General features: G+C 62.2%; 16 protein-coding genes. 2 read left to right on the forward strand and 14 right to left on the reverse strand.

All coding sequences use genetic code 11. The features are described 5' to 3' along the window. Window positions 1–187: 187 nt before the first annotated feature. The 8 genes from BLW71_RS09035 to uvrA form a co-directional block, all read right to left on the reverse strand. Entirely contained in the window at window positions 188–2,929 is a 2,742-nt protein-coding gene (locus tag BLW71_RS09035) for a TonB-dependent receptor plug domain-containing protein (protein ID WP_091795323.1), read from the reverse strand. Window positions 2,930–3,234: 305 nt separating this feature from the next. Beyond that, window positions 3,235–3,810, reverse strand: coding sequence for a helix-turn-helix domain-containing protein (locus tag BLW71_RS09040; protein WP_091795326.1), 576 nt, complete (start codon window positions 3,808–3,810; stop codon window positions 3,235–3,237). Between the two features lie 303 nt (window positions 3,811–4,113). Continuing rightward, on the reverse strand, window positions 4,114–5,298 hold the full coding sequence (locus BLW71_RS09045) for a tetratricopeptide repeat protein (RefSeq protein ID WP_091795329.1): 1,185 nt from the start codon (window positions 5,296–5,298) through the stop codon (window positions 4,114–4,116). Window positions 5,299–5,307: 9 nt separating this feature from the next. Beyond that, on the reverse strand, window positions 5,308–5,736 hold the full coding sequence (locus BLW71_RS09050; protein ID WP_011487696.1) for an ExbD/TolR family protein: 429 nt from the start codon (window positions 5,734–5,736) through the stop codon (window positions 5,308–5,310). A 206-nt stretch (window positions 5,737–5,942) separates the two neighbouring features. After that, window positions 5,943–6,365, reverse strand: a complete 423-nt coding sequence (locus tag BLW71_RS09055) for an ExbD/TolR family protein (RefSeq protein ID WP_012432473.1) — start codon at window positions 6,363–6,365, stop codon at window positions 5,943–5,945. 12 nt (window positions 6,366–6,377) lie between these two features. Further along, window positions 6,378–7,283 (reverse strand): MotA/TolQ/ExbB proton channel family protein, encoded by a 906-nt coding sequence (locus tag BLW71_RS09060; protein WP_091795332.1) that lies wholly within the window; start codon window positions 7,281–7,283, stop codon window positions 6,378–6,380. Between the two features lie 76 nt (window positions 7,284–7,359). Further along, the gene (locus tag BLW71_RS09065) at window positions 7,360–8,070 is read right to left on the reverse strand and encodes an energy transducer TonB (RefSeq protein ID WP_091795334.1); all 711 of its coding nucleotides are present in this window, start codon (window positions 8,068–8,070) and stop codon (window positions 7,360–7,362) included. Window positions 8,071–9,048: 978 nt separating this feature from the next. Further along, window positions 9,049–14,934, reverse strand: a complete 5,886-nt coding sequence (gene uvrA / locus BLW71_RS09070; protein WP_091795337.1) for an excinuclease ABC subunit UvrA — start codon at window positions 14,932–14,934, stop codon at window positions 9,049–9,051. 484 nt (window positions 14,935–15,418) lie between these two features. Here uvrA and BLW71_RS09080 point away from each other — a divergent pair, with 484 nt between their 5' ends. Then, window positions 15,419–15,913: a tlde1 domain-containing protein gene (locus tag BLW71_RS09080; protein ID WP_091800645.1), complete on the forward strand. Its 495-nt coding sequence runs from the start codon at window positions 15,419–15,421 to the stop codon at window positions 15,911–15,913. A 361-nt stretch (window positions 15,914–16,274) separates the two neighbouring features. On the opposite strand, the gene cuyB is transcribed toward BLW71_RS09080, so the two are convergent. The 4 genes from cuyB to BLW71_RS09105 form a co-directional block, all read right to left on the reverse strand. Continuing rightward, on the reverse strand, window positions 16,275–17,771 hold the full coding sequence (cuyB, locus tag BLW71_RS09090; protein ID WP_091795346.1) for a cysteate racemase: 1,497 nt from the start codon (window positions 17,769–17,771) through the stop codon (window positions 16,275–16,277). Window positions 17,772–17,924: 153 nt separating this feature from the next. Beyond that, a complete protein-coding gene (locus tag BLW71_RS09095; protein ID WP_091795349.1) occupies window positions 17,925–19,238 on the reverse strand; it encodes an MFS transporter in 1,314 nt (437 codons plus the stop codon). Window positions 19,239–19,295: 57 nt separating this feature from the next. Beyond that, window positions 19,296–20,525: a CaiB/BaiF CoA transferase family protein gene (locus BLW71_RS09100; protein WP_091795352.1), complete on the reverse strand. Its 1,230-nt coding sequence runs from the start codon at window positions 20,523–20,525 to the stop codon at window positions 19,296–19,298. Beyond that, a complete protein-coding gene (locus BLW71_RS09105) occupies window positions 20,522–22,288 on the reverse strand; it encodes an acyl-CoA dehydrogenase family protein (RefSeq protein WP_091795356.1) in 1,767 nt (588 codons plus the stop codon). Before BLW71_RS09105 ends, BLW71_RS09100 begins: the two co-directional genes overlap by 4 nt. A gap of 122 nt (window positions 22,289–22,410) precedes the next feature. Here BLW71_RS09105 and BLW71_RS09110 point away from each other — a divergent pair, with 122 nt between their 5' ends. After that, window positions 22,411–23,337, forward strand: coding sequence for a LysR family transcriptional regulator (locus BLW71_RS09110; RefSeq protein WP_091795359.1), 927 nt, complete (start codon window positions 22,411–22,413; stop codon window positions 23,335–23,337). Here BLW71_RS09110 and BLW71_RS09115 read toward each other — a convergent pair. Next, the gene (locus BLW71_RS09115) at window positions 23,307–23,624 is read right to left on the reverse strand and encodes a single-stranded DNA-binding protein (RefSeq protein ID WP_091795362.1); all 318 of its coding nucleotides are present in this window, start codon (window positions 23,622–23,624) and stop codon (window positions 23,307–23,309) included. The two genes, BLW71_RS09110 and BLW71_RS09115, sit on opposite strands and share 31 nt — an antisense overlap. A 139-nt stretch (window positions 23,625–23,763) precedes the next feature. Next, on the reverse strand, window positions 23,764–24,663 hold the full coding sequence (locus BLW71_RS09120) for a LysR family transcriptional regulator (RefSeq protein WP_091795365.1): 900 nt from the start codon (window positions 24,661–24,663) through the stop codon (window positions 23,764–23,766). Between the last annotated feature and the right edge of the window lie 29 nt (window positions 24,664–24,692).

Below are 24,692 nucleotides of genomic sequence, written 5' to 3' on the forward strand. Positions count from 1 at the left end.
TTCCCCGCTAGCGCTGCGCTGCTGCTTGCCGCCCGCTGTCGCTCGTCGTGGTGCTGAGCGAGCATTGTGCACGGGGAACACCAATGTACGTCTTTAAACGTGGTTTGCCGCTCCGGAACGGGAGACCCGAAACCGGAGCGGCCGACCCACTAGACAGACTGCGGATGAATCACAACCATCAAAGACTTCAGAAGCGGTACGACGCACCGACCTGGAAGAAGCGGCCGATATTGGTGTACAACGACTGGTCGTAGCCCGTGATATCCGGCGTGGCCTGCCATTCGACGTCGAACGGCGGCTTACGATCGAAGATGTTGTTGACGCCGCCGTAGATCGTCCAGTTCTTGAAGCCGCGATACGTAGCCATCAGGTTGAACTGGCTATACGACGCCACCGACAGCGTGCCACCGTCGCCGAACTCGGACGCCACCGCGTTCGTGTACGGGCCGGTGTACTGCCACGTCAGCGTCGTGGTCAGCTTGCGGTAATCCCAGGACAAGCTGGTATTACCCTTCCAGCGCGGATTGGACGCACCGAACGGCTGCAGCAACGCGAGGTTGTTGCCGGCGAAGTCCTGCGTGGGCGCACCCGGGCTGTTCAGCTTGAAGTGCCACACGTAGGCCCAGTCGCCTGCCAGCGTGAACGTACCGTACTTCGTGCCGACCGACTTGCGGAAGTTCATGTCGAAGCCGTCGGTGTCGAGCGAACCGAGGTTGACGAACTGTTCCTTGATGTAGGCCACCGTGCCGTCCGGATTGCGAATCACGTTCGACGGGTTGTTTGCGTCCATCACCGCGTTCGGATCGTTCGTGCCGATCACACCGTCGATGTGAATCTTGTAGAACGCCGCACCGATATCCGTCGACGAATCCGGCGAGAGCTCGAAGCCAATGTTGTAGTTCTTCGTGTGCTCAGGCTGCAGCGCCGGATTGCCGTTGACCTGTTCCGTCGTGAAGTGCTTGGTCGGCGTGCCGCTCGGATCGTTCGGGTCCACCAGGTTCTGGTGGGCCAGATACGTAGCCTGCGAGTTTTCGACCAGGGTCGGCGCGCGGAAGCCACGGCTGTACGATGCATACGTCGTGAGCATCTTGACCGGCTGGAAGCGCAACGCGAAGCTCGGCGAGAATGCACCGCCAAAGTCGCTGTAGTGGTCGTAACGGCCCGCTTGCGTGAACGTCAGGTTGTGAATGATCGGAATATCGACCTGATAGTACACGGCGGCCACGTTGCGCTCGCCGTCGACCGTCTGCACGTTTGCCGGCGCCGTGACCCCAAGCGCGCTATACGTGCGCGAGTTGATCAGGTTACTTTCGTGACGGAATTCCGTACCGAAACCGACTCCGACCGGGCCACCAGGCAGATTGAACAGGTTACCCGTCGAGGTTTTCGCCGTAACACTGTCGAGCTTCGAGATTGCCTGTTCGTAGTCGTTCTGGAACACGCCGTTCAAGCCGTTCGGCGTGGCCGACGGGTTCGAGAAATTGAACACGCCGTTCTGCAGAATGTTCTCGACGCCAGCCACATTCAGCGCATTGCCGTAGGTCGTGTCGACCGTGCTCTGCGAATGGCCGTAATCCGCGGACCAATCCCAGTCGCCGAACTTGGCGGTGGTAAACGACCCCTTCACGCCGGTCATTGCACGCCAGAACGTCGACACCGTATCCGCCGAAACAGTGTTCGGGAACGTGTAGTTGATCTGCGTCGGCACGCCGAACGGGTTGTACGGGTTGGTGCCCGAGACCGTGCGCGACAGCGGCAACGCCGAACCGGTAGCCGGGTTGAACGCGTTCGTCTGGCTGCTCAGCACTGCCGGACCTTCGTTCTGTACGGTTTCGTTGCGGCTCACCCACAAATCGGCGTAAGCCTGCACGTCGTCGTTGATCTTGAAGGTGCCGCGCACTTTAGCATTCAGGCGTGTGATCGCCGGCATGAGCGAGGTGGCGCTCGCCGGGTTCGATTTACACGTGGTCGCGCCGTTCGCCGACACGCTGCCCGGAGGGCAAGGGCTGAGCGCCGATTTGGTGCCGTCGGCCGAGGTCCAGTACGACTGCTGGTTCGGACCGAGCGGGCCCGCGAGACCGCCCGGGAACTGGCTGAAGTCCTGATTTGCGGTCATGTCGCGATCGGCAAGCGACGAGCCGGTGTCGCGATAGTAGCTCGCGGCGGCCGTCACGTTGAAGCGGTCGCCATTCAGATCGCCAACGCCGCCGAGCACGCTGAAGTTACCCTGCGCGTCGCCCGGATGCTGCGCCTTGCCGAGCTGGCCGTCGATCTGCAAGCCCTGAAAGTCCTTCTTCGTGATGATGTTGACCACGCCTGCAATCGCATCCGAACCATACACCGAGACCGCACCGGTCTTCACGATGTCGATGTGATCGATCATGTTGAGCGGGATCGAATTCACGTCGAAGAACGTGTCGGTGAAGTTCACCGCCTTGCCGTAATTCGCCACCCGTTGGCCGTCCACCAGCACCAGCGTGTACTTCTCGCTCAAACCGCGCAATGCAATGCCGCCACCGCCTTGCGCGGAGCTGTTCATCGTCGTTTGGCCCCAGCTGCTCCCTGAGTTCGCGGACGTGCCGCGCAGGAAGTCGGCCACGGTCGTATAACCGCTTTGCTGGATTTCCTTGGGCGTGATGGTCTGGACTTCCGTATTGCCAACCTTGTCCGACGTGCGGATCAGCGAGCCGGTCACTTCAAATTTCTTGAGTTGCTGAACCCCTTTGCCCGCCGGCGTCGCGGTGCTGCTGTCCGCGGACGGCGTGGCAGCAGCGCCCGTCGCCGGCGCGCTTTCCGTCGTTGCGCCCGCCGCTGTGCCGGTGGTGGCCGGCTGGCTTTGTGCAAACGCCGGTACGGCGATTGCGGCCGACAATGCCAGTTCAGCCCAGACTATTCTTCTAATGGCCAGCGCCAATGCCCTTTGTTTCATTTTTCCCCTTCTCGCTCGTCAGTAAGGCCACAGCAATATGTGATGAGAGGTCTTGTGAACCTCTCCACTCGATATACGGCGATCTTGCGCCGCGCTCCGTTAAAGCAACATCAAATAACTCAGTGTTGGACTACTAATTTATTGCAATCGAAACGCGCAGCGCTTTTCAAATTGTTGTCATCTCTACCGCCACGCGAGTGGATCCCGCCACTCGCCGGCCCTCAATTCCCAAATCTCGGGTACAAACTTAAGTAATGCTTACAAATACACATTGAGTGCTATTTGCAAAAGCATGACCTGCGGCACTAAAACAATCGTGGCGTCCCTACCCAAACGATCACCGCTTCTTCACGTGCGGTATTGGACCAGGAGTGCGGCACGGTAGATTCGTAATGCGCAGTGTCGCCTGCCTGCAATACGAACGTTGTGCCTTCCAACGTGAGCGAGATCTGGCCGCTCATCACATACAGAAACTCTTCCCCTGCGTGCGTCGTGACTTCCGAGGGATTTTGTCCCACCGGCATCCTGACGAGAATGACTTCCAGCTTGCTGCCAACCGACAGATTCGTGAGCCGCCCAAACAGATTGGCACTGCCGTCAAATCCGAAGTACTTCAGGTCACTGCCTCTACGCACCGACTTGTCTTCGGTCGGCGTATCGACGAAGTACTGCACCGTGACACCTAACGCTCGAGCAATACCTACTAACGATGTAATAGAAGGTGTTGCGTGACCCCGTTCCACTTGCGACAGAAAGGGCTTGGAAATGCCCGCAGTCTTTGCCACTTCATCCAGCGTGCGCTTGAGCCGTTGGCGAAGCGCGCGGATTTTGCTTCCTATAGAGATTGCAACGTGTGCCTTGTTATTGAGTGGCAAAACCATAGCAAGACAGAATCCCGTAGTCAAAAATAGTTTGATATATACAAATTATGTTTCATAGAACGCAACATCCTCCCTCGACCATTCCCGATAAGCCTGCCGGGATGCCGCTATGGATAACTCGATCTGTGTGTTTTCCAGAAGACTTCCGCCTCCTCCGAATGCCCGGCGGTAGTTGCGAGTGCAACCACGCTCAGACATCGGAGACGGTCCACATTCCTTACGACGAGCGCGCTCCCTCGCGCCCGCCATGAGGACACCTCGAGCGCGCCTCGTCAGATGAAACATAACGGGAACAGAGTGCTCTTATTTCGACGCCACCAGCACCCACAAACGGGCGAGGTCGGCTGAACCATCGGTGCCCTTCACGGCACGGAAGGTTTGTACCGCACGCGCTTTATCGCCGGCCACGTAGTACGCCTCACCCAAGTGCAGTTGCGCCTGGTCCGGGTGGTCGATCCCACCCTTCGCGATTGCCGCGTCCATGGCAGCGAGCCCCTGTTTTGCCTGCCCGGCGAACACCTGGTTGAATGCCATGTCGACAGGCGCAATGGGATTCGCCGGATCTGCAGGTGCCTGCGCCCGTTTTGCCGCCAATGCCTGAAGGCGTTTCTCGCGATCCGCTTGTGCGTCGCGCCCCAGAACGCCCGACGCAAAGCCCTGATCGATGACCTGCTTGCCTTCAGCCGTCGTACCCGCCACGATCGCGAGCTGGGTCATTTCCATGTAATCGTCGGCGCTCGAGAGCGAGCCGGTCGCGCGGCGCAACCGGTACGTGTCGATATCGAGCTTCGACGAATAGCCCGGCTTGCTGCGAATCGCCGAGAACAGATCGTCCCAGTAGGACTGTTTCGGATGATAGGCAACCAGCTTTTCGAGCGTGCTGCGATACGTGGCATCGTCCTTCACGCGTTGCGCACACGTGCCGAGCAATTGCAGTTGTGACTCGTCAGGCGCGTGACCGGCGCGCACCTGCGCATCGATGCCCGGCTTGAGCAGGCTCACCACGCTCGCGCAATCGTTCGACAGGTAGTACGACTGAACCAGCAGCGTACGCATGTCGGGATCGCTGCCACCGGACTTCAGATAGCGCTGCGCGACCTTCGCCGCCTGTGCATAGTTCTTCTGCTGGAAGTAGATGCCGGCCAAAGCCGCGGACGTACGCTGCTCGTCCGCGCCGCTCAACTTCCCGGAACTCAACAACGTTTCGTAAGCCTGAGCGGCGACACCGGACTCGCCGGCCGCCGCCGCTGCCGCACCGCGCATCTGTTCGATCATGGTGCTTTCATACGGCGTCTTACCGGACACGGCCGCCGCCTGATCGATCTTCGTGAGCGCGTCCTTGTACTTGTGCGCGCGATACAGATCCTGCGCGGCATTCAGCGGTTTCGCCACGTCCGGCCGCAGCGTGTCGGCGGCATGAGCGGCGAGCGGCAGTACGAGAGCGGCCGCGATGACGACACGCCTGAAGCGTTGTTGAATCGTTTGCATTGCCCTTCCCTATTGCATGTACTGCTCATTACCGATCAGGCCGATTTTCGTCGCGCCCAGTCGTTGCGCGGACGCCATCACCTCCGCGACATCCTTGTACGGCACCAGCTTGTTCGGCCGCAGATGAATTTCGGCCTGAACCGGTTCAGCCGCCACTTGAGCGAGCCTGGATTCGAGCGCAGCACGATTCGGCACTGGCTGACCGTTCCACGTGGTCGTGCCGTCGAAGTCGATATCGATCTGCACTACTTCAGGTTGCGTGATCGGTGGCGGTGGATTGCCGACCGGCAGGTTCATCTTGATGGCATGCGTCTGAATCGGAATCGTGATAATCAGCATGATCAGCAACACCAGCATCACGTCGATCAGCGGTGTGGTGTTGATATCGACCATCACGTCCGGTTCACTGCCGCCGCCCGACGATACATTCATTCCCATTCTCGGCTCCTGTCGATCGGACTTAGTGCTTTAGCACTTAGTCCGATCCCATGCAAAGCTAGTCGATCGGACTTGGTGCTTTAGCACTTAGTCCGGTCCCATGCAAAGCTGTCGACCGGACTTGGTGCTTTAGCTGTCGGCCGGAGTTAGCGCTTTAGCGCTTACTCTGGTCCCATGCACCGCACTTAGTCCGATCCCATGCAAAGTTAACCACCGCGCGCTGGCGGCTCCGTGATAAACGAAACCTTCGCGATACCGGCACGCTCGCACTCGGTAATGACCCGGCCGATGAATTCATAACGCGCGCTCTGGTCGCCCCGAACATGCACTTCCGGTTGCGGCGTCATGACCGACACGGTCTTCAGGCGTGCCAGCAGCGTAGGCGCATCGACCTGCTTCTCGTTCCAGAAGAAATCGCCGTCACGGTTGACCGCAATGACGATACTCTTAGGGGTGGTCTGCAGTGGCTGGATCGTCTCCTTCGGCAATTGCACCGGCACCGTATGCGTCACGACCGGAATCGTGATCAGAAAGATGATCAGCAGAACCAGCATCACGTCGACGAGCGGCGTGGTGTTGATACTGGAGATGACCTCGTCGTTGTCGTCCTGCCCAACGCTCATTGCCATGACGGACTCCGCTTATTGAACCAGCGACGCTTCGCGAGCCGCGGCGCGCGCCGGGCGGCGGCTGCCGGCCAGCAAGACGGTATGCAGTTGCGCGCCGAATGCACGCACACGCTCCATCACCGACTTGTTGCGGCGAACCAGGAAGTTGTAGCCGAGCACGGCGGGCACCGCCACCGCGAGACCGATGGCGGTCATGATCAGCGCCTCACCCACCGGGCCCGCGACCTTGTCGATCGAAGCCTGGCCGGCAATGCCGATCGCCGTCAGCGCGTGATAAATGCCCCACACGGTGCCGAACAGGCCGACGAACGGCGCTGTCGAACCCACCGTACCGAGGAAAGCCAGACCGTCTTGCAGACGATTCGACACGTTGGTGATCGCACGCTCGACCGAGGTATCGATCCAGGTATTGCGGTCCACGGCTTCGAGCAGCGCTTCGTCGTGGTGCTCGCCAGCCTCGATAGCCGTTTCGGCGATGAAGCGGAACGGCGACGCTTCGTCGAGACGCTGCGCGCCTTCAACCAGTGACGGCGCGGTCCACAATTGCTCATCGGCGCTCTTGGCCCGGCGGTTCGCGCGGAACTGCTCGACGAACTTGGTGATCATGATGTACCAGCTACCCATTGACATGAGCACCAGCAGAATCAGCACGAAGCGAGCGACGAAGTCGCCGTTCTTCCAGAGTGCGCCGAGGCCGTAAGGGTTATTGACGGTTTCGGACGTGGCCGGCGCCGGCGGCGGGACCGCTTCGTCGGCGGCCGAACTCGCGGTTTGCGGCGCGGCCGTGGCCGGCGCGGCAGCTGACGCCGAGGCGTCGCTGGCCTGTGCGTGGGCCATTTGCGGTGCAACAAAGGTATCCACCGTAGTTACGGCGATCAACATGCTTGCCGCCAGTGCGGCGAGAGTACGCTTCTTCATGCCTGCTCCAAGTTCATTAGTACAACTTCCAAACTAAGACTGATAAATCGCTACCGGTACCGAACAGCCTGTGAATTCAGTTCAGGTTAAACGAGAACGGAACTTGCACACGGACAGCCTGGCCTTGGGAAACGCACGAGAACTGCTTGACCGCGTTGAATGCAGCACGATCCAGCGAGGAGTCGTCTGCGGATTTGGCAACACGTTCATTCGTAATATGGCCCTGCGGGTCGACGACGAATTCAATGAGAACATCACCCGTTACGTTGTTTTCCTGCGCTTCCTTCGGGTAGCGAATCGACGAACGGATCTGATCCGAGTTCGGGCACACGACTCCGACTTCTGTACTCACAGGCTTGCTCGGCGCGGGCGGTGCCGGCGGTGCGGGCGGAGCCACGGCAGGTGCCGAGACAACCGGTGCGGCCTGATGCGCAATGGTCGGCTGCGGCGGCGTTTGCACCTGCACTTCGGGCGGCGGCACGAACGGCGGCGGCGGCGGCGCGAATTTCGGCGGCGGCAGTTGCACCGTAGGCAGCGGCGGCGGCGGTGGCGGCTTCACCGGCTCGATGATCTTCGTTTCGATAGGATGTTGAATGACCTGCACGACCTTGGTGGCAAGGCCATTGATCAGTGCGTAGATCAGCACGATATGCAGGAGCAGAACGACTGCGATGCCGCCAAAGCGGCGTACTGGGTTTTGCTGCTTGCGCCCAAACTCTCGCGGGCGCCCTGGCCTCTCCATATGGGCCGTTGCTGCCGGAAATTGCCCTTCGACTTTCGTACCCACCTTTACTCCTCCGGCGTGAACCGTTCATTTCTGTAACTGCAGTGCGCTTACATACCGCAAATAACATTCACTTCAATCATCCGGCGAACGACTATCCTTGGTTCGCAGTCCAAAATGGACGCAGCACTCCCCGGCCTCGATCCGACGAATCGGACGTGACTCAAGGAGGCTGCGGCCGCATGTCATGCGAGCCTGAAAGCCGATCTAAGTAGAACTACTAATAGATTAAATTTGAACCGCCAACTTCTGCCTTGCATGAACGCTGGAGACAACCTGATCGATGTGTGTCGTAACGCCTGGAACTTTTTGCGCGAACGTCACATGCGTTTCATGGGAGGCAAAGATAGCAGGACAAAAAATGTCCGGTCAAACTTTTTTTGATGGCGGCATACTTAGTTTAGAGAGATAACTCTAACTCGCCGCGAATTGGCGCCGCTTTAAAAGAATAAGTGTATGTCGAGCAGATAAGCATTCGACGTTTTATGCCCGAGAATTGGGATTTCTCTGCACTTACAACGTGCACCGATGCACTTGAATCTGCCGGCTGCATGCTCGCCGAGTACGCCAGGAAGTCCACCGGGCAAGCCTTTCCGCGCGGGCGCTCAGTAATTCGAGCGGATCGCGATCAGTTTGTTTGTCTGGATGGTGAGTCGTCGGGGCGAGACCGCCGCCGATGGCGAGACGATAGCAGAAGGAAAGCAGCGTTTAAAAATACTTTTAGCGCTATTTACGACACTCTAAATACGCATTCCAATTACGCCATAAGCTTAATTACAAATTAATTCCAATAAATTACATTACGCCAACAATTCGGACAATGATTGCTGGCAGGTTGAATTCGCATGGCGCGTTTCGGCACCTGGCGCCGAACGAGTTGCGCATATCAGCAACGTCTGGGACGAGCTTGTATGAACTGCCGGAGTTCAACGAACGGAAAGAGAGAGCGACGCAAAGTTGATTGCGCCGCTCTCTTTTTCATCAACCGTTCGTACCTTCGCCCGTTACCACGAGGTCGTCGCTCCGCGATCGCGCCAGAACGGGCCGCAACGCAGCGCCTGTATGACTCGCCGCAACGCGAGACAGTCCTTCGGGGTCCGTAGCAGCAACTATCGACCCACCGCCGACCCCACCTTCCGGACCGAGATCGATGATCCAGTCCGCCTCGGCGATCACATCGAGATCGTGCTCGATGACAACGACACTATGGCCGCCGTCCGCGAGACGATGCAGAACACGAATCAGTTTGGCCACATCCGCCATATGCAGGCCCACGGTTGGTTCGTCCAACACATATAGGGTGTGTGGCGGCTTCTGTCCGCGCCGGGTAATGTCGTCGCGCACTTTGCTCAGTTCGGTGACGAGTTTGATGCGCTGCGCTTCGCCGCCCGACAACGTGGGCGAAGGCTGACCCAGTGTGAGATAACCGAGCCCAACGTCCTTCATCAACTGCAATGGATGTGCGATGTTCGAGATGGGCGCGAAGAACTCGACGGCTTCGTCGATTTCCATGGTCAGCACGTCACCGATATTCTTGCCGCGCCATGTGACCGCGAGCGTTTCCGGATTGAAGCGCTGCCCGTGACATACGTCGCAAGGCACCTTCACGTCGGGCAGAAAACTCATGCCGATGGTGCGCACACCCTGCCCCTCACAGGCCGGACAACGGCCTTCGCCGGTGTTGAACGAGAAGCGCGAGGCCGTATAGCCGCGTGCACGGGCTTCGAGCGTGCCAGCGAACAGCTTGCGGATCGCGTCCCACACGCCGATGTACGTGGCGGGACACGAACGCGGTGTCTTGCCGATCGGCGTTTGATCGACTTCCAGCACGCGGTCGATGCTCTCCCAGCCAGTGATCGCATCGCAGCCTTGCCAAGCATGCGTCACATTCAAGGGTGCGCGCGGCGCCGTGCGTGCCAGCACGCTGGAGCGCCGGTTCGCAGCGGGTTTCTCCTCGGCCGCCGCGCGCGCGCGGCGCGTGGCCGGCGACGACAGCACCGAACGTCCGACGGCATCCAGCAAATTTGTCATCAACACGTCGCGAGCAAGCGTCGACTTGCCGGAACCGCTGACGCCGGTAATCGCCACCAACCGCGAGAGCGGAATGCCGACCGTAACGTTGCGCAGGTTGTGCAGTTTGCCGCCGTGTACCGTCAGCCAGTTTTCCGGCACAGCGGCCGTGCGCTTGCCCGGCGCGACCACTTCGCGGCGCGGCTGCAACGGATGCACGATGGGGTGGGCGAGAAACTGTCCGGTCAGCGAATCAGGTTGCGCCGACAGGTCCGCCACACTGCCCTGCGCCACCAGCGTGCCGCCGCGCTTGCCCGCGCCCGGCCCGATGTCGATGATGTGATCGGCACGCCGGATGGTGTCTTCGTCATGTTCGACAACCACCAGCGTATTGCCCTTCTCACCCAGCTTACGCAAAGCGTTCAGCAGAATCTGATTGTCACGCGGATGCAGACCGATGGTGGGTTCGTCGAGTACGTAGCACACGCCTTGCAGATTGCTGCCGAGTTGCGCGGCAAGCCGGATGCGCTGCGCCTCGCCGCCCGAGAGGCTTGGCGCGGCGCGATCGAGACTCAGATAACCGAGCCCCACTTCTTCGAGGAACTGCAGGCGGCTGCCGATTTCACTGATCACGTCGCGCGCGATTTCCGCGTCGCGGCCGGTCATTTCCAGCGTGTCGATCCACGCGCGCGTGTCGGACACGGTCCATTGCGCGACATCGACAATGGCCTGCGCGTCGAACGTGACCGCGCGCGCGGTGGGATTCAGACGCGTACCCGCGCAATCCGGACACGGTTCATCCACGAGACCTTCGGGTTCCTGCTCTTCCGAAGGCAGACTCTGTTCGCGGCCGCGATTGTCGTCGACCACGATCGTGTCGTCGTATGCCGCGCGCTGCTCACGCGTGAGCGCGAGGCCCGTGCCGACACAGGTGGTGCACCAGCCATGCTTGCTGTTGTACGAGAACATGCGCGGGTCGAGTTCCGGGTAGCTCGTACCGCACACCGGACACGCGCGCTTGGTGGACAGCACCTTCACGGCGCCAAGGCTGGCCGTGGGACGGCCGCCGCTGATCGCGTCGTGTAAACCGTCGAGCGGCGCCAGCAGATGCATCACGCCCTTGCCGACTTCCAGCGTCTGGTCGAGCGCCTGACGCAATTCGGTTTCATGGTCCGGCGAAACGACGAGGTCGGCCACCGGCAATTCGATCGTATGCTCGCGAAAACGGTCGAGCTTCGGCCACGGGTCCACCGGCACGAACTCGCCATCCACGCGCAGATGCGTATTGCCGCGCGCTTTCGCCCACTTGGCAAGATCCGTGTAGACGCCCTTGCGATTCACGACCAGCGGCGCGAGAAAGCCGACGTGCTGTCCTTTGTGATCGCGCAGCAACTGCGCCGCGATCGACTCGACGCTTTGCGACGTGACCGGCGTGCCGTCGTGAATGCAATGCTGCAAACCGAGCTTCACATACAGGAGACGCAGGAAGTGCCACACCTCGGACGTGGTCGCCACGGTACTCTTGCGGCCGCCGCGCGAAAGCCTCTGCTCGATCGCGACAGTCGGCGGGATACCGTACACCGCGTCGACCTCGGGCCGCCCCGCCGGCTGCACGATGGAACGCGCGTAGGCGTTCAGCGATTCGAGGTAACGGCGCTGCCCTTCGTGGAACAGGATGTCGAACGCGAGCGTGGACTTGCCCGAACCGGATACGCCGGTAATGACGTTGAATTTGCCGTGTGGGATGTCCACGTCCAGCGCTTTCAGGTTGTGCTCGCGTGCATTGACGATGCGCACCACGTCCTCGCCTTCGATCGCCCGGCGCGCACGCGCGGCGCTCAGCGCCTTTTGCAGCGGAATGCCTTGCGACGCCGGCTCTTTCGCCGCGCTCATGGCGCGGTCGTATTGCAGCAGCGCTTCGCCCGTATGCGATTCCGCACACGCCTTGACGTCTTCCGGCGTGCCGGCGCACAGCACTCGCCCGCCGCCGTCGCCACCTTCGGGACCGAGGTCGATCAGCCAGTCGGCGGCGCGAATCACGTCGAGGTTGTGCTCGATCACGATCAGCGAATGACCGCTTGCGAGCAGTTTGCCGAACGCCTGCATGAGCTTGGCGATGTCGTCGAAATGCAGGCCGGTGGTCGGTTCGTCGAACATGAAGAGGCGTTTTGCGACCGGCTGCTTCGCGCTGCGCGCGGTTCGCGCCTGGGCCGATTCCGCGAGGAACCCGGCGAGCTTGAGCCGTTGTGCCTCACCGCCTGACAGCGTGGGCACCGGCTGGCCGAGCTTCACATATTCGAGGCCCACGTCGACGATCGGCTGCAGCACGCGCAACACTTCGGCGTCTTTGGCAAAGAAGGTGATCGCTTCGCTCACCGTCAATTCCAGCACGTCGGCAATGCTCAGCGCGCGCGCCGGTTCGCCGCGCTCGATTTTCACTTCGAGCAGTTCCGCGCGATAACGGCGACCGTCGCAATCGGGGCAACGCAGATACACGTCGCTCAGGAACTGCATTTCGATATGTTCGAAACCGGAGCCGCCGCAGGTCGGGCAGCGGCCGTCACCAGAGTTGAAGCTGAACATGCCCGGGCCGTAACCGCGTTGTTGCGCGAGCGGCGCCTTGGCGAACAGTTTGCGGATTTCGTCGAACGCGCCGACATAACTGGCCGGGTTCGAACGCGCCGTCTTGCCGATCGGCGATTGGTCGACGAACACCACGTCGGTGACCTGATCGGCACCGCTGAGGCTTCTGAATGCGCCCGGCGATTCGGTGGCGAGTCCGAAGTGCCGCGCCATGGCGGGATACAACACGTCTTGCAATAGCGTGGATTTGCCGGAACCCGACACGCCCGTCACGCAGACGAGCCGCTCCAGCGGAATCTCCACCGTGACATCGCGCAGATTGTGTTCGGTCGCGCCTTCGAGCACGATGCGCGGCGTGGCGGCATCCACCGGCCGCTGCGACCAGTGCGCCGCGTCGGCCACATGCCGGCGGCCCCCGAGGTACTCGCCGGTAAGCGTGCCGGACGAACGGATAGCCTCGGGCACGCCGTCGTAAATGATCGAACCGCCGCGCTCGCCCGGCCCAGGCCCCATGTCGATCAGACGATCCGCCGCGAGCATCACGGAGGGATCGTGTTCCACCACCACCAGCGTATTGCCCGCGTCGCGCAGGCGATGCATGGCTTCGACGATGCGGTTCAGATCGCGCGGATGCAGACCGATACTCGGCTCGTCGAGCACGAAAAGCGTCTTGGTGAGCGACGTGCCGAGCGCCGTGGTCAGGTTGATCCGCTGCACCTCGCCGCCGGACAGCGTGCGGCTTTGCCGGTCGAGCGTCAGATAACCGAGGCCCACGTCGCACAGATATTTGAGGCGCGTGCGTACCTCGGCGAGCAGCAGTTTGAGTGCGTCGTCGAGCAAAGCACTCGGCAAGCTGATTTCGTCGAAGAAGCGCCGGATGCGCTCGATCGGCATCAGCATCAGGTCATGCACGGTCAGACCCGGCAACGCTTCGAGTTGCGCGCGCGTCCAGTCGACGCCGCGCGGCAGGAAGCGCTGCGCGGCCGGCAGCACGTCGTCCGCATTCGCCTTGCTGCCGAGGCGCCACAACAGCGATTCCGTTTTCAGCCGCGCGCCGCCGCAGGTTTCGCAAGGCGTGTAGCTGCGGTACTTGGACAGCAGCACACGAATATGCATCTTGTACGCCTTCGATTCGAGATACTCGAAGAAGCGTTTGACACCGTACCAGTGGCTTTGCCACTTGCCGTTCCAGTCCGGCGACCCGTTGATGACCCAGTCGCGTTCGGCGTCCGTCAGTTCGCCCCACGGCGTGCCGCGGCGGATGTCGGCTTTCGCCGCGTAGCGCATCAGATCGTCCTGGCATTCCTTCCACGCCGGCGTTTGCATGGGCTTGATCGCGCCATCGCGCAGCGTCTTGCGCGCATCGGGAATCACGAGGCCGAGGTCGACGCCGATTACGCGGCCAAACCCACGGCAGACTTCACACGCGCCGTACGCCGAATTGAAAGAGAACAGCGCGGGCTGCGGGTCCGCATAGCGCAGATCGCTTTCGGGACTATGCAACCCGGTGGAGAAGCGCCAGATTTCCGGTTCGCTTTCCTGAGCTTCCGGTCCTTCGGACGACGCCGGCAGCACGTAAATATCGACGCGCCCGCCGCCACGTTTGAGCGAGGCCTCGATCGCCTCGACCGCGCGTTGCTTGTCCACCGAACTCAGCCGGAAACGGTCGGCCACCACGTCGAGCAGCTTGCGCTTGCCGGTCGGCGAATCGACTTCGCGCTGCGCCTGAACGCGCGTATAGCCGCTCGCCGACAGCCACTGCTCGACTTCCTGCTCGGACGCGGACTCCGGCAGTTCGACCGGGAACGTGACGACGAGCCGCGGCTCGTTCTGCGCGGTGCGCTCGAGCAACTCGGCGTAGATCGTTTCGGGCGTGTCGTGCCGCACCTGGCGGGCCGTCTGGCGGTCGAACAGTTCGGCCGCGCGCGCGTACAGCAGCTTCAGGTGATCGTTGAGCTCCGTCATGGTGCCGACGGTGGAGCGCGAACTGCGCACCGGGTTGGTCTGGTCGATCGCGATGGCGGGCGGCACGCCGTCGACACGGTCGACTTGCGGCCGGTCCATGCGGTCCAGAAACTGCCGGGCGTAGGCGCTGAATGTTTCGACGTAGCGCCGCTGCCCTTCCGCGTAAAGCGTGTCGAACACGAGGCTCGACTTGCCGGAGCCGGACGGGCCGGTCACGACCGTCATTTCGCCGGTTCGTACGTCGAGGTCGACGTTCTTGAGGTTGTGCTGGCGCGCGCCGCGAATCTTGATAATGCCGTTAGATGCCAATTTTTCGACCGCCTGAATGAGTGGGCTACCTCTCACGGACGCCTCGCGACCGCGCAAGTTCAGTGCAGCGGGGCCGGCGGAGACGCACGCGGAGGCCCAGCTTGCAACGGGATACTATACTGTATATTTATACAGGTTTGGCCCGCAAGTCACAATTTCAAGTGTCTTGCCAGGAGCCGTCGGCGGCCAGGACCTGCTGTTCCGCCAGCACCAGCCTACCCGATCGGGCGTTACCGTGACCGGTCAAGACGCTATCCGAGACAATGCCCGAAACGCCGTTCCCACGGCTGGCGGTGGTTCGCGGCTCCGCGCGCCGCAGGGCCGCCGCTAACGACTGCAACGCGCGCATTCGTTGCGATCAATCACGGGAAGCAGGTAATCGACTAGCGCGACATTCCAAGCTTGCGCCCGATTGACAAATTTGCACAAGTCGCAGCCGCGACGCGGATAGTCTGAATCCCCTTTGATGACCAAAGAGGAATGCATGAGCAATTTGTACGCGTCGGAGCAGACTTACCCGAGATTACCCGGTTGCAAACGTTCAAGCCTCGCACTTGCTTTCAATGGGCATTCGCTAAGGATGACCGGTGGCAAGCGCTCCTACTTCTACTGGGCCGTGTCAGGTCACCCTTCGCCAGACGGTCGGTTCGACTATTCTTTGGACAGACAGCAGAAAAGTCAGGAAGGCCCGATCCCCGAAGGAGACTATTGGCTTCAGCCGTCGCAGATGTGGACCAATCGCTGGTACAACGTCGCACCGACCGCAGCATGGGGAGTTCACAGGATTACTATCCATGTATTTCCAACCACTATGACGTTTAAGCGTGGCGGCTTCTTCATTCACGGCGGCACGCACCCGGGCAGTGCCGGCTGTATCAACCTGCATGGTGGAATGGAGAACTTTGTGCGCGAACTCCAGGACGAAGTGAAAGCCGATCGAGACTGCTTCATCCTGCTAAAGGTCCGATACTCAAAATGATCAGAAATGGCCCAGGACGCATTTTATCCGTTGTTGTGGTGTGTGCCGTCCTGCTTGCCACAGGCGCGCTCAACGTATGCAATCTGACGGAGGCTTATGGCAGCGGCGCACCTTACTATTCCCGATCGATAAACATGGACAAGTGGACTGATCCGTTGCCCATACTTGGCGCCTTGGACGCCGCGGTGCTGTTCGCGGTCGTGCTCTGGGCATTGTGGTGGAGACGCACCGGCGCCCGGACGTAGACTGCGCCTCTGAAGCGCCGCTACACAGACGCGCTAGCGCCGGCGCGCCACCCTACGGTGCGGGCGGACTTGCTGCAATCGGCTCTTGACTACAGAGCCCGGCGCGACGTGCCCGCCTATCCGCAAACACTCTCAACGCTGATCCGTTGCGCCACCGGAACCCCCTCCAGCCCCGCGCTTTCCCCCAGCGCATACACCACGCAGCGCCTCGCCAGCACCTCGGTCGGATCGACAAGCCGCACCACCCGCCCGCCCGCGCAGGCCAGCACGGCATCGCGCAATAGCAGCGGCAACTCGGTACAGCCCAGCACGATCACTTGCACGCCTTGCGCGACCAGATCGTCCACGGCCGCGGCGAGGTCATCGCAGCATTCGCCCGCGGTAAAACCGGCCTTCGCGCCCTTCGGTCCGTAGACGGCGTGCATCAGTCGCGCCTGAGCCTGCTCGCCGGGCGCGATCTGCACAAAGCCACGTGCTTCGAGCGAGCGTTCGTAAACGCGGCTCGCGAGCGTGCCGGTGGTCGCCAGCACGCCGACTTCGCGCAGACCCGGAAAGGTCTCGTGCAGATAATCCGCGGTACAGGTCAGCATATTCACGATCGGAATACCGAGCGAAGGCTGGATCCGCTCGACGAACGCATGCGCCGTATTGCACGGAATCGCGATCAGGTCCGCGCCCCCCTCTTCGAGCGTCTTGCAGGCGGCGTAAAGCGCGAGCGTCGGATCCTCGCCGTTGCCGAGCAACGCGGCGGTGCGATCCGGAATCTGCGGATTCTGCTCGACCATGATCTTGATGTGATCCTGATCGCATGCGGCCGGAGTGTTGCGTACCAGCTTGGCCATGAAATCGACCGTCGCCGCGGGCCCCACGCCGCCCAGCACGCCTACCTTGAAGCGCCGCTCCGGCTGCGAATATTGGGCCGCGGCGACGTAGCGCGCGTAGACCAGATTGACGTCGACGAACGGCACTTCGAGCAGCCCGAGCGCGGGCGCGACCAGCGCGATCTCAACCAGCCCGGGCAGGATGATCTCCGCGCCCTGCGCAATGAGATCCGCGCACGCCGCGCGCAACAATTCGACCGGGCGGCCAAAAAGGCGGCCATTCCTGATGCCTTCGTCGCTAAAGACTGCGCTCGTCACACAGTCGAAGCCCGCTTCGTTACGTGGATGCAGCACGTCGAACTGCGCAGCGCCGAAATAACGCTCGAAAAGGCCGTTATCGCGGATGGCGTCCGAAGTCAGCACGCCGATCCGTCGCACCGACGGAAACGCTTGCCGCACATGCGCCGTCAGCGCCGTCATGATGTTGGCGACAGGCACGGCGACATTCGCCGAGAGTTCGTCGATGAAGGTATGACTCAGGAAGCACGGCAACACGATCGCTTCGACACCCCGCTTTTCAAACGCGCGTAGGGTATCGAACACATGAATCTTGAACTGGGCGCTCACTTCGCTCTGCGGGGCGGGCCCCTGCCAGGACTGCTGCTCGAGAACGAGATCGAATGGACGCGCCGCGCCGTGTCGCTGCCAGACAGCGTTCATTCTGCACAGGACATCGGCGCTGGCGAGTTGCGCCGCACCGGTCACGACGCCCAGCGAACGATAGCGATTCATGATGACTTCCCCTGTTTTTCTTGCCATCCGCTTTGATGGTAGGCGGCTTTGGCGCCACTGAGGATGACATTATGTCGGGGGAGTATGACGTGGGGTTAACCACGAAGCGCACATTTCCTCGCGTTTCCAGGCGTCGACGGCACGGATATCCCGCTAGGCCGCTTCGACGACGCCGTGCGCCGCCACGCGTTTGTGGCGCTCCAGCGTACTGATGCACACCAGCGACACCCCGGCCAGCACGCTATAGAACACGGCCAGCGGCCACCAGGCGCCTGGATATCGATGCGCGAGCAACGTTCCGATCAGCGGCGTGAGGCCGCCGGCCAGTGCGGCGCACACCTGATACGACAGCGAAATCGCCGAATACCTGACACGCACGGCGAATGCGGTCGACATGAACCCGGCCATCACCGCATACGAGCTCGACATGCACATCACCGCCAGCGCGATGCCGATCACGATCGCCACCGGCCGCCCGGTCGAAACGAGCGCGAACATGGGATACGGCGAAAGCATCGCCAACGCCGCCGCCCCCTTCAGGAATCGTCCCGTACCGATGCGTTGGGCGAACCATCCCGAACCTAGTTGCGTGAACAACTGGATGAACGCCACGACGAACAGGCAATCGAGAATCAACGATCGATCGAGGCCGAGGGTCTGCGTCGTGTAATTGAGCATGAAGGTGTTGACGAACCACGCTCCGGCCACACGGATCACGTTCGCGCCGAGGCACAGCAAGAGCGTGCGCCACGCATCACGCACGACTTCGGCGACCGGTAGCGTGGCCACTCGACGTTGCGCCTTCAGTGCCTTGAATTCCGGTGATTCGTCAACGCCCGCCCGGATCAGCAGGCCGACCACTAGAAGCACCGCGCTCGCGAGAAACGGCAGACGCCAACCCCAGGTGAGGAACGCGTCCTTGTCCATGGAGGCCACCGCGCGAAACGCGAGCAGCGACAGAATCAGCCCCGCTGGGCTGCCGAGTTGCGCGAACGACGCAAAGAACGTGCGCCGTCCTTGCGGCGCGTGTTCGCTCGCCATCAACACCGCGCCGCCCCACTCGCCGCCGATCGCGATCCCCTGCGCGACGCGCAGCAGCACGAGCAGCACGGGCGCCCACACACCGGCGCTCGCATAGGTCGGCAGGAAGCCGATGCCGACAGTACCCACGCCCATGATCGCCAGCGTCGCCACGAGCGCTTTCTTACGGCCGATACGGTCGCCGAGGTGGCCGAACACCAGCCCGCCGAACGGTCGCGCGAAGAACCCGACCGCGAACGTGCCGAACGAAGCCAGCGTGGCGAAAAACGGATCGCTGCCGGGAAAGAACAGCTTGCCGAAGATCAGTGCGGACGCCGTGGCGTAGATATAAAAGTCGTACCACTCGATCGTGGTGCCGACAAAAGCCGCGGCTGCGGCGCGCGTGGGTTGCCGGCCTGCGGCGTGGACATCGGGCTCGCGATTCATGTCTCTGTCTCCTAGGTCTTTCTTCTGGATGGCGCGGCTTCTTCGTGCCGTCACCGCTCACTGCTGCGCTGATGCTGGGTGCCCGCCCGCTTTGAGCACGCCGGCTTCGAACAGACGCTGCTGGGTCGCGGAGTCGATACCCAATCTATCGAGCACGTCGCGCGTATCCGCACCGAGCGACGGCGGCGCACTTCGATACGTGGCCGGCGTGCGCGACAATTTGATCGGCGAAGCGGTGCCGCGATACTCGCCCATCTCGACCACCATGCCGCGATGCAAGGTGTGCGGATGCCGTGCCACGACGTCGACGGTCTGCACCGGCCCGCACGGCACGCCCGCGTTGATCAGCGCGTGCGCGAGCGGCTCGCACTCGTGCGCGGCGAGCAGGCTTTCGAGCGCGGCCTTCAGCGGCTCGCGATGCGCGCAGCGGCTGCGGTTATCGACGTAGCGCGGGTCGTCGGCGAGGTCGGCTGCGCCGAGATGCGCGCACAGTTTCGCGAACTGCCGGTCGTTGCCCACCGCGAGGAAGATCGGCGCGGTCGCGGTCCGATAGCTGTCGTACGGCGTGATGTTGGGATGCGCATTGCCGCTGCGCTGCGGCGTGCGGCCCGAGCCGAAATAGTTCGGCAGATGCGGATGCAGCAGCGATACGCCGCAGTCGTATAACGCAATATCGATCGACTGGCCACGACCGCTCTGCGCGCGCTCGGCGAGTGCGAGCAGAATCCCGGCGAGCGCGTTCAGGCCGGTAACCATGTCGACCACCGGCAAGCCGACGCGTGTGGCCGGCCCGTCACGCTCGCCGTTCACGCTCATCAGGCCGGTCATCGCCTGAATCGCGGCGTCGTAGCCGGGCAAACCACCGAGCGGACCGTCGGGACCGAACCCGGATACGGCGCAATGAATCAGCTTCGGGAAGCGCTCACGCAAATCGCGCTCGTAGTCCATGCCCCAGCGCGCGAGCGTGCCGGGCTTGAAATTTTCGACCAGCACGTCGGCGTCTTCGAGCAGCTTCCAGAGAATCGCGCGGCCTTCGTCGCGCGAAAGATCGACCGCGATGCCCTGCTTGTTGCGGTTCACGCCCGCGAAGTACCACGCGGTGTCGCCATAAAACGGCGGCCCCCAGCCGCGGGTTTCGTCACCGTCCGGTGGTTCGAGCTTGATCACCTGCGCGCCGTGATCGGCGAGCGCCTGCGTGCAGTACGGGCCGCCGAGCACACGGCTCAGGTCGATGACTTTGATGCCCTGCAGCGCGCCTTGCTTGCCGTCGTTCACGTGTGTGGTCATTGCGCGCTCCCTGCCGGCAAGAGTTGCAGCGCCTCTTCAAGCGTCACGCTGCGGCCATTGACCAACGCATCGATCACAGCGCTTTCATCCGATGCCGAATGCAATGCCAGCGGATCCACGGGCAACAGCTTGTGCCGCACGACCAGATGAGCGAGCGCAAGACGCCGGTAATCGGGTGCGAAATGCACGCCTTCGCAAGCCATCAGCACGGCGGCGCTCGCGTGATACAACGCGGTGCCGGCCTGGCGAACCCATTCGTCGCAGCCGGAATCCGCCACCTTGGCCAGCGCATCGCACGCACGCGTGAGCGTCGAGCGCAGCAACGCGAGGCTGGCCGTCGGCAAACCCGCCGTGCCGAGCAGATCCTGCAGATAGGTGCGCAACGGTTCGAGCGCGCCGTCGCGTTTCGCCGCGCGCGCGATGTCGAGTGCGACGATGTTGCTCGTGCCTTCCCAGATCGAGCCGAGATGCGCGTCGCGCACGAGCCGCGCGTCGCTCCATTCTTCGATATAGCCGGTGCCGCCGCGCACTTCCATCGCGTCGCCGGTCACGCGGCGCGCGTCGCGGCAAGCGCGGAACTTGATGAGCGGCGTAAGGATGCGCACGCATTTAGCCGCCTGCCGGTCGCCTGCGTCGGCCTGTTGCAGCAGCAGTGCAATGCGCATGAACATCGAACGCGCCTGTTCGGCGGGCAGCATCATCTTGAGCAACTGACGCTGCATCAACGGCATATCGATCAGCTTGCGGCCGAACGCTTCACGATGGCGGGCAATGTGCAGCGCTTCTGTCAGCGCACGGCGCATCAAACCCGCGGCACGCACGCCGTTAGACAAACGCGACATGTTGATCATGTCGGCCATCTGATGAAAACCGCGCCCCACTTCGCCAATCAGATAGGCCACCGCGCCGTCCAGCACGATCTCGCCGCTCGCCATCGAGCGGCTGCCGAGCTTGTCCTTCAGACGTACGATCCGATAGCTGTTGCGCGATCCATCCGGCAGTGTCTTCGGCAAGAGGAACAGACCGAGTCCGTTGATGCCGGGCGGCGCCGTGTCCGGACGCGCGAGCACCATCGCGAGATCGGCGTCGGCGTTCGAGCAGAACCATTTGTCGCCGTAGAGGCGCCACGTTTCTTCGCCATTCGCATCGGTCCCGAGCGACGCACGCGTGGCAATACGCGCGACGTCCGAGCCCGCCGCCTGTTCGGTCATGAACATCGCGCCCTGAAACAGCGTGTCGAAATCGCGCGAGGCGAGCATCGGCAGAAAGCGCGCGACCAGCTCTGGCGCGCCGAACTTGCGCAGCGTGCGCGTGAGCGAATCGGTCATGCTCACGGGACAGCACAGGCCGAATTCCGCCTGCACGAACAGGAAGGTCAGCGCGTACTTGACGAGCGGCGGCGGTGACATTGCGCCGTCGTGCGTCTCATGACTCATCGCAGCGAGTCCCAACTCCGCATATGCCACGCGTTCCAGCGCGACGTAATCGGGATGCTTGTCGATGCTTTGCAGTGCTTCGCCGCGCCGCGTGCGATGGTTCAATTGCGGCGGATGCTTGTCGGCGGACAGCGCCCAGGCATCGAGTTCTTCGGAGGCGCGCTGGCCCAGCGAAACGAACTGACCTTCGAGTTCGTGAAACAGCGTGTCGCCGAGATGCAGCTTGAGCAGACGCTCGAAGTCGGGATCGCTGGTGAAGAAGTTGATGCCCCGGCTGTCGGGAATATTGGACGAGCCATGTGCCGGCTGCGCGTCGTCTTCGCTCATGCTTGTCTCCATGCACGATAGTGCTAGTGAAAGGAGCATATGAGCGCCGACGATAATCGTCTAATACAAACTATATCCGGTACGATAGACACAGATTATCGATAAGAAACCGGGAGACAGCCGTGGACCTGAAACAGTTGCGCTATTTCGTCGCGGTCGCCGAGGAGTTGCATTTCGGCCGCGCAGCCAAGCGACTCTTCATTTCGCAGCCCGCCCTCAGCTTCGACATTCGCAAGTTCGAGGAGCAACTCGGCGTGCAGTTGCTCGCGCGCACCAACAAAACCGTGTCGCTGACCAACGCCGGGCAAGTGCTGCTCGGCGAAGCGCGCCGCCTGTTATTGCAGGCGAGCGAAGCGCAACGCATGACCGTTCGCTCGGCGCATGGCCTCGCCGGCCGCTTGCGCATCGGCTTCGTGAATTCGATGCTGTACCGCGGCATGCCGCAAGCAGTGAAACGCTTCGAGGCCGATTACCCCAGCGTCGAAATCGTCCTGAAGGAGATGAACACCAGCGAGCAGGTGCACGCAATCCAGCGGATGCAGATCGACATGGGTTGCGCGCACTGGGGCAATTTCCCGTCCGATGTCACTTCCACGCCGATCTTCTCCGAGCCGTTCCTGTGCTGTCTGCCCGCCGCTCATCCGCTCGCGCGCAAACGCAAGGTCGATCTGCGCGCGCTGGCGCAGGAACCGTTCATTCTGTTTCCGCGTACCGTGTCGCCGCACTATCACGACCTGATCATCGCGCAGTGCGTGGGAGCAGGATTCAGTCCGCTGATTCGCCATGAGGCGCGCTTGTGGCAGACCGTCGTGACGATGGTCGGCTTCGGCATGGGCGTTGCGCTGGTGCCGTACACGTTGCGCCAGGTGCAGGATCCGCGCGTGTGTTTTTTGCCGCTAACGGGCGAGACGCTGTCATCGCAAGTGCTTCTGTTGCGCAGAAGCGGCGACGCGGAGCCTGTCGCCGAGCGCTTTGTCGAGTATCTCAGCGATGCTGGCGGTGCGCCGGGAGCCACGCGTCACTCGTCCGCTTCGCGGCGTCCTTCGTAGGCCGTTAGCAGCTTGTGGGCGACCATATCCACCGCGGGTTTGACGAGCCCGTTCTTGTCGGTCCAGACCTTGGGCGTCAAGGTGCCGCTCAGCGCTACGCTGTCCGCGTCGCTCAACGCGAGCAGCGCGGTTTGCACGTCGTCGTCAAAGGCAATTACGTTGACGAAAATCGTGTCGCCGTCGTTGGTGGTCGCGCGCACCTTGCAGGTCACGAAACGCCTGCCGTTCTGCCCCGTGCGGATCTGCGCCTCGCCGTACAACCGCCCGCCCACCAGTCCATCGATCATTGCCCTGCTCCTTTTGTGCCGTACCGTGCAAAAGCAGAATCGCCCCGCACGGCGCGTATGATCCCACGAGAAGCCGCGCCGCCCGCATAAAAAGCCGCGCGATTGCGTGCGGCCCGGCGTATGGGCTGACGCCAGACGTTCAAGCCGCCGCGCGACGCGGGCTGAAGATGTCGCTCAACCACTGCGCAAACACCCGCACTCGCGACGACAACTGACGGTTCTGCGGATACAGCACGGACACCGGCATCGGCGGTGGCGGAAAGTCCGCAAGAATGATTTTCAACTGGCCCGCTTCCAGTTCCGCCGCGACCCGGTATTGCGGCACCTGCACGATACCGAGCCCGGCAAGCGCCGAGCCGGTATAGAGTTCGGTGCCGGTCACCGACACCGCCGACGGCAGCACCGTCGCCACGATTCGCCCCGCCACGTTGAATTCGAGCGGTACGGCCTTGCCCGTTGCACTCGACACATAATTGACCGCCCGATGCGCGGACAGCGCCGCCGGATCGGCCGGCTCGCCATAGGCTGCGAGATACGCCGGACTCGCGACGGTGACTTGCGCAAGTTGCGCAACGCGGCGCCCCACCAACGTCGAATCCTGCAGATTGCCTGCCCGCAGCACGCAATCCACACCCTCGCGCACCAGGTCGACGAACCGGTCATCTTCGCCGATCGTCAATTCGATCTCGGGAAAGCGCGCGAGAAACGCCGGCAGCGCGGGCACCACGAAGTGCCGCGCCAGCGTGCCCTGCAAATTCGCCCGCAGCAGTCCCTTGGGCGCGAGGTTCGAAAACGAGCCCTCCGCCTCTTCCATGTCGGCAATCAGCCGCACACAGCGGCGGTAGTGCGCCTCGCCGTCGTGCGTGAGGCGCACCGTACGCGTGGTGCGTTCGAGCAGCCGCGCGCCGAGCCGCTGCTCCATGCGCTTCATCAGGTTGGTCACGGTGGCGCGCGGAATCTGCAGATCGTCCGCGGCGCGCGTGAAGCTCTGCCGCTCGGCGATCCGCACGAAAACGCGCATTTCCTCAAAACGATCCATGTTCGGTGCCTGGCGGGCGGGCTGCGCGC

It is taken from the genome of Burkholderia sp. WP9, assembly GCF_900104795.1.
GTDB lineage: Bacteria > Pseudomonadota > Gammaproteobacteria > Burkholderiales > Burkholderiaceae > Paraburkholderia.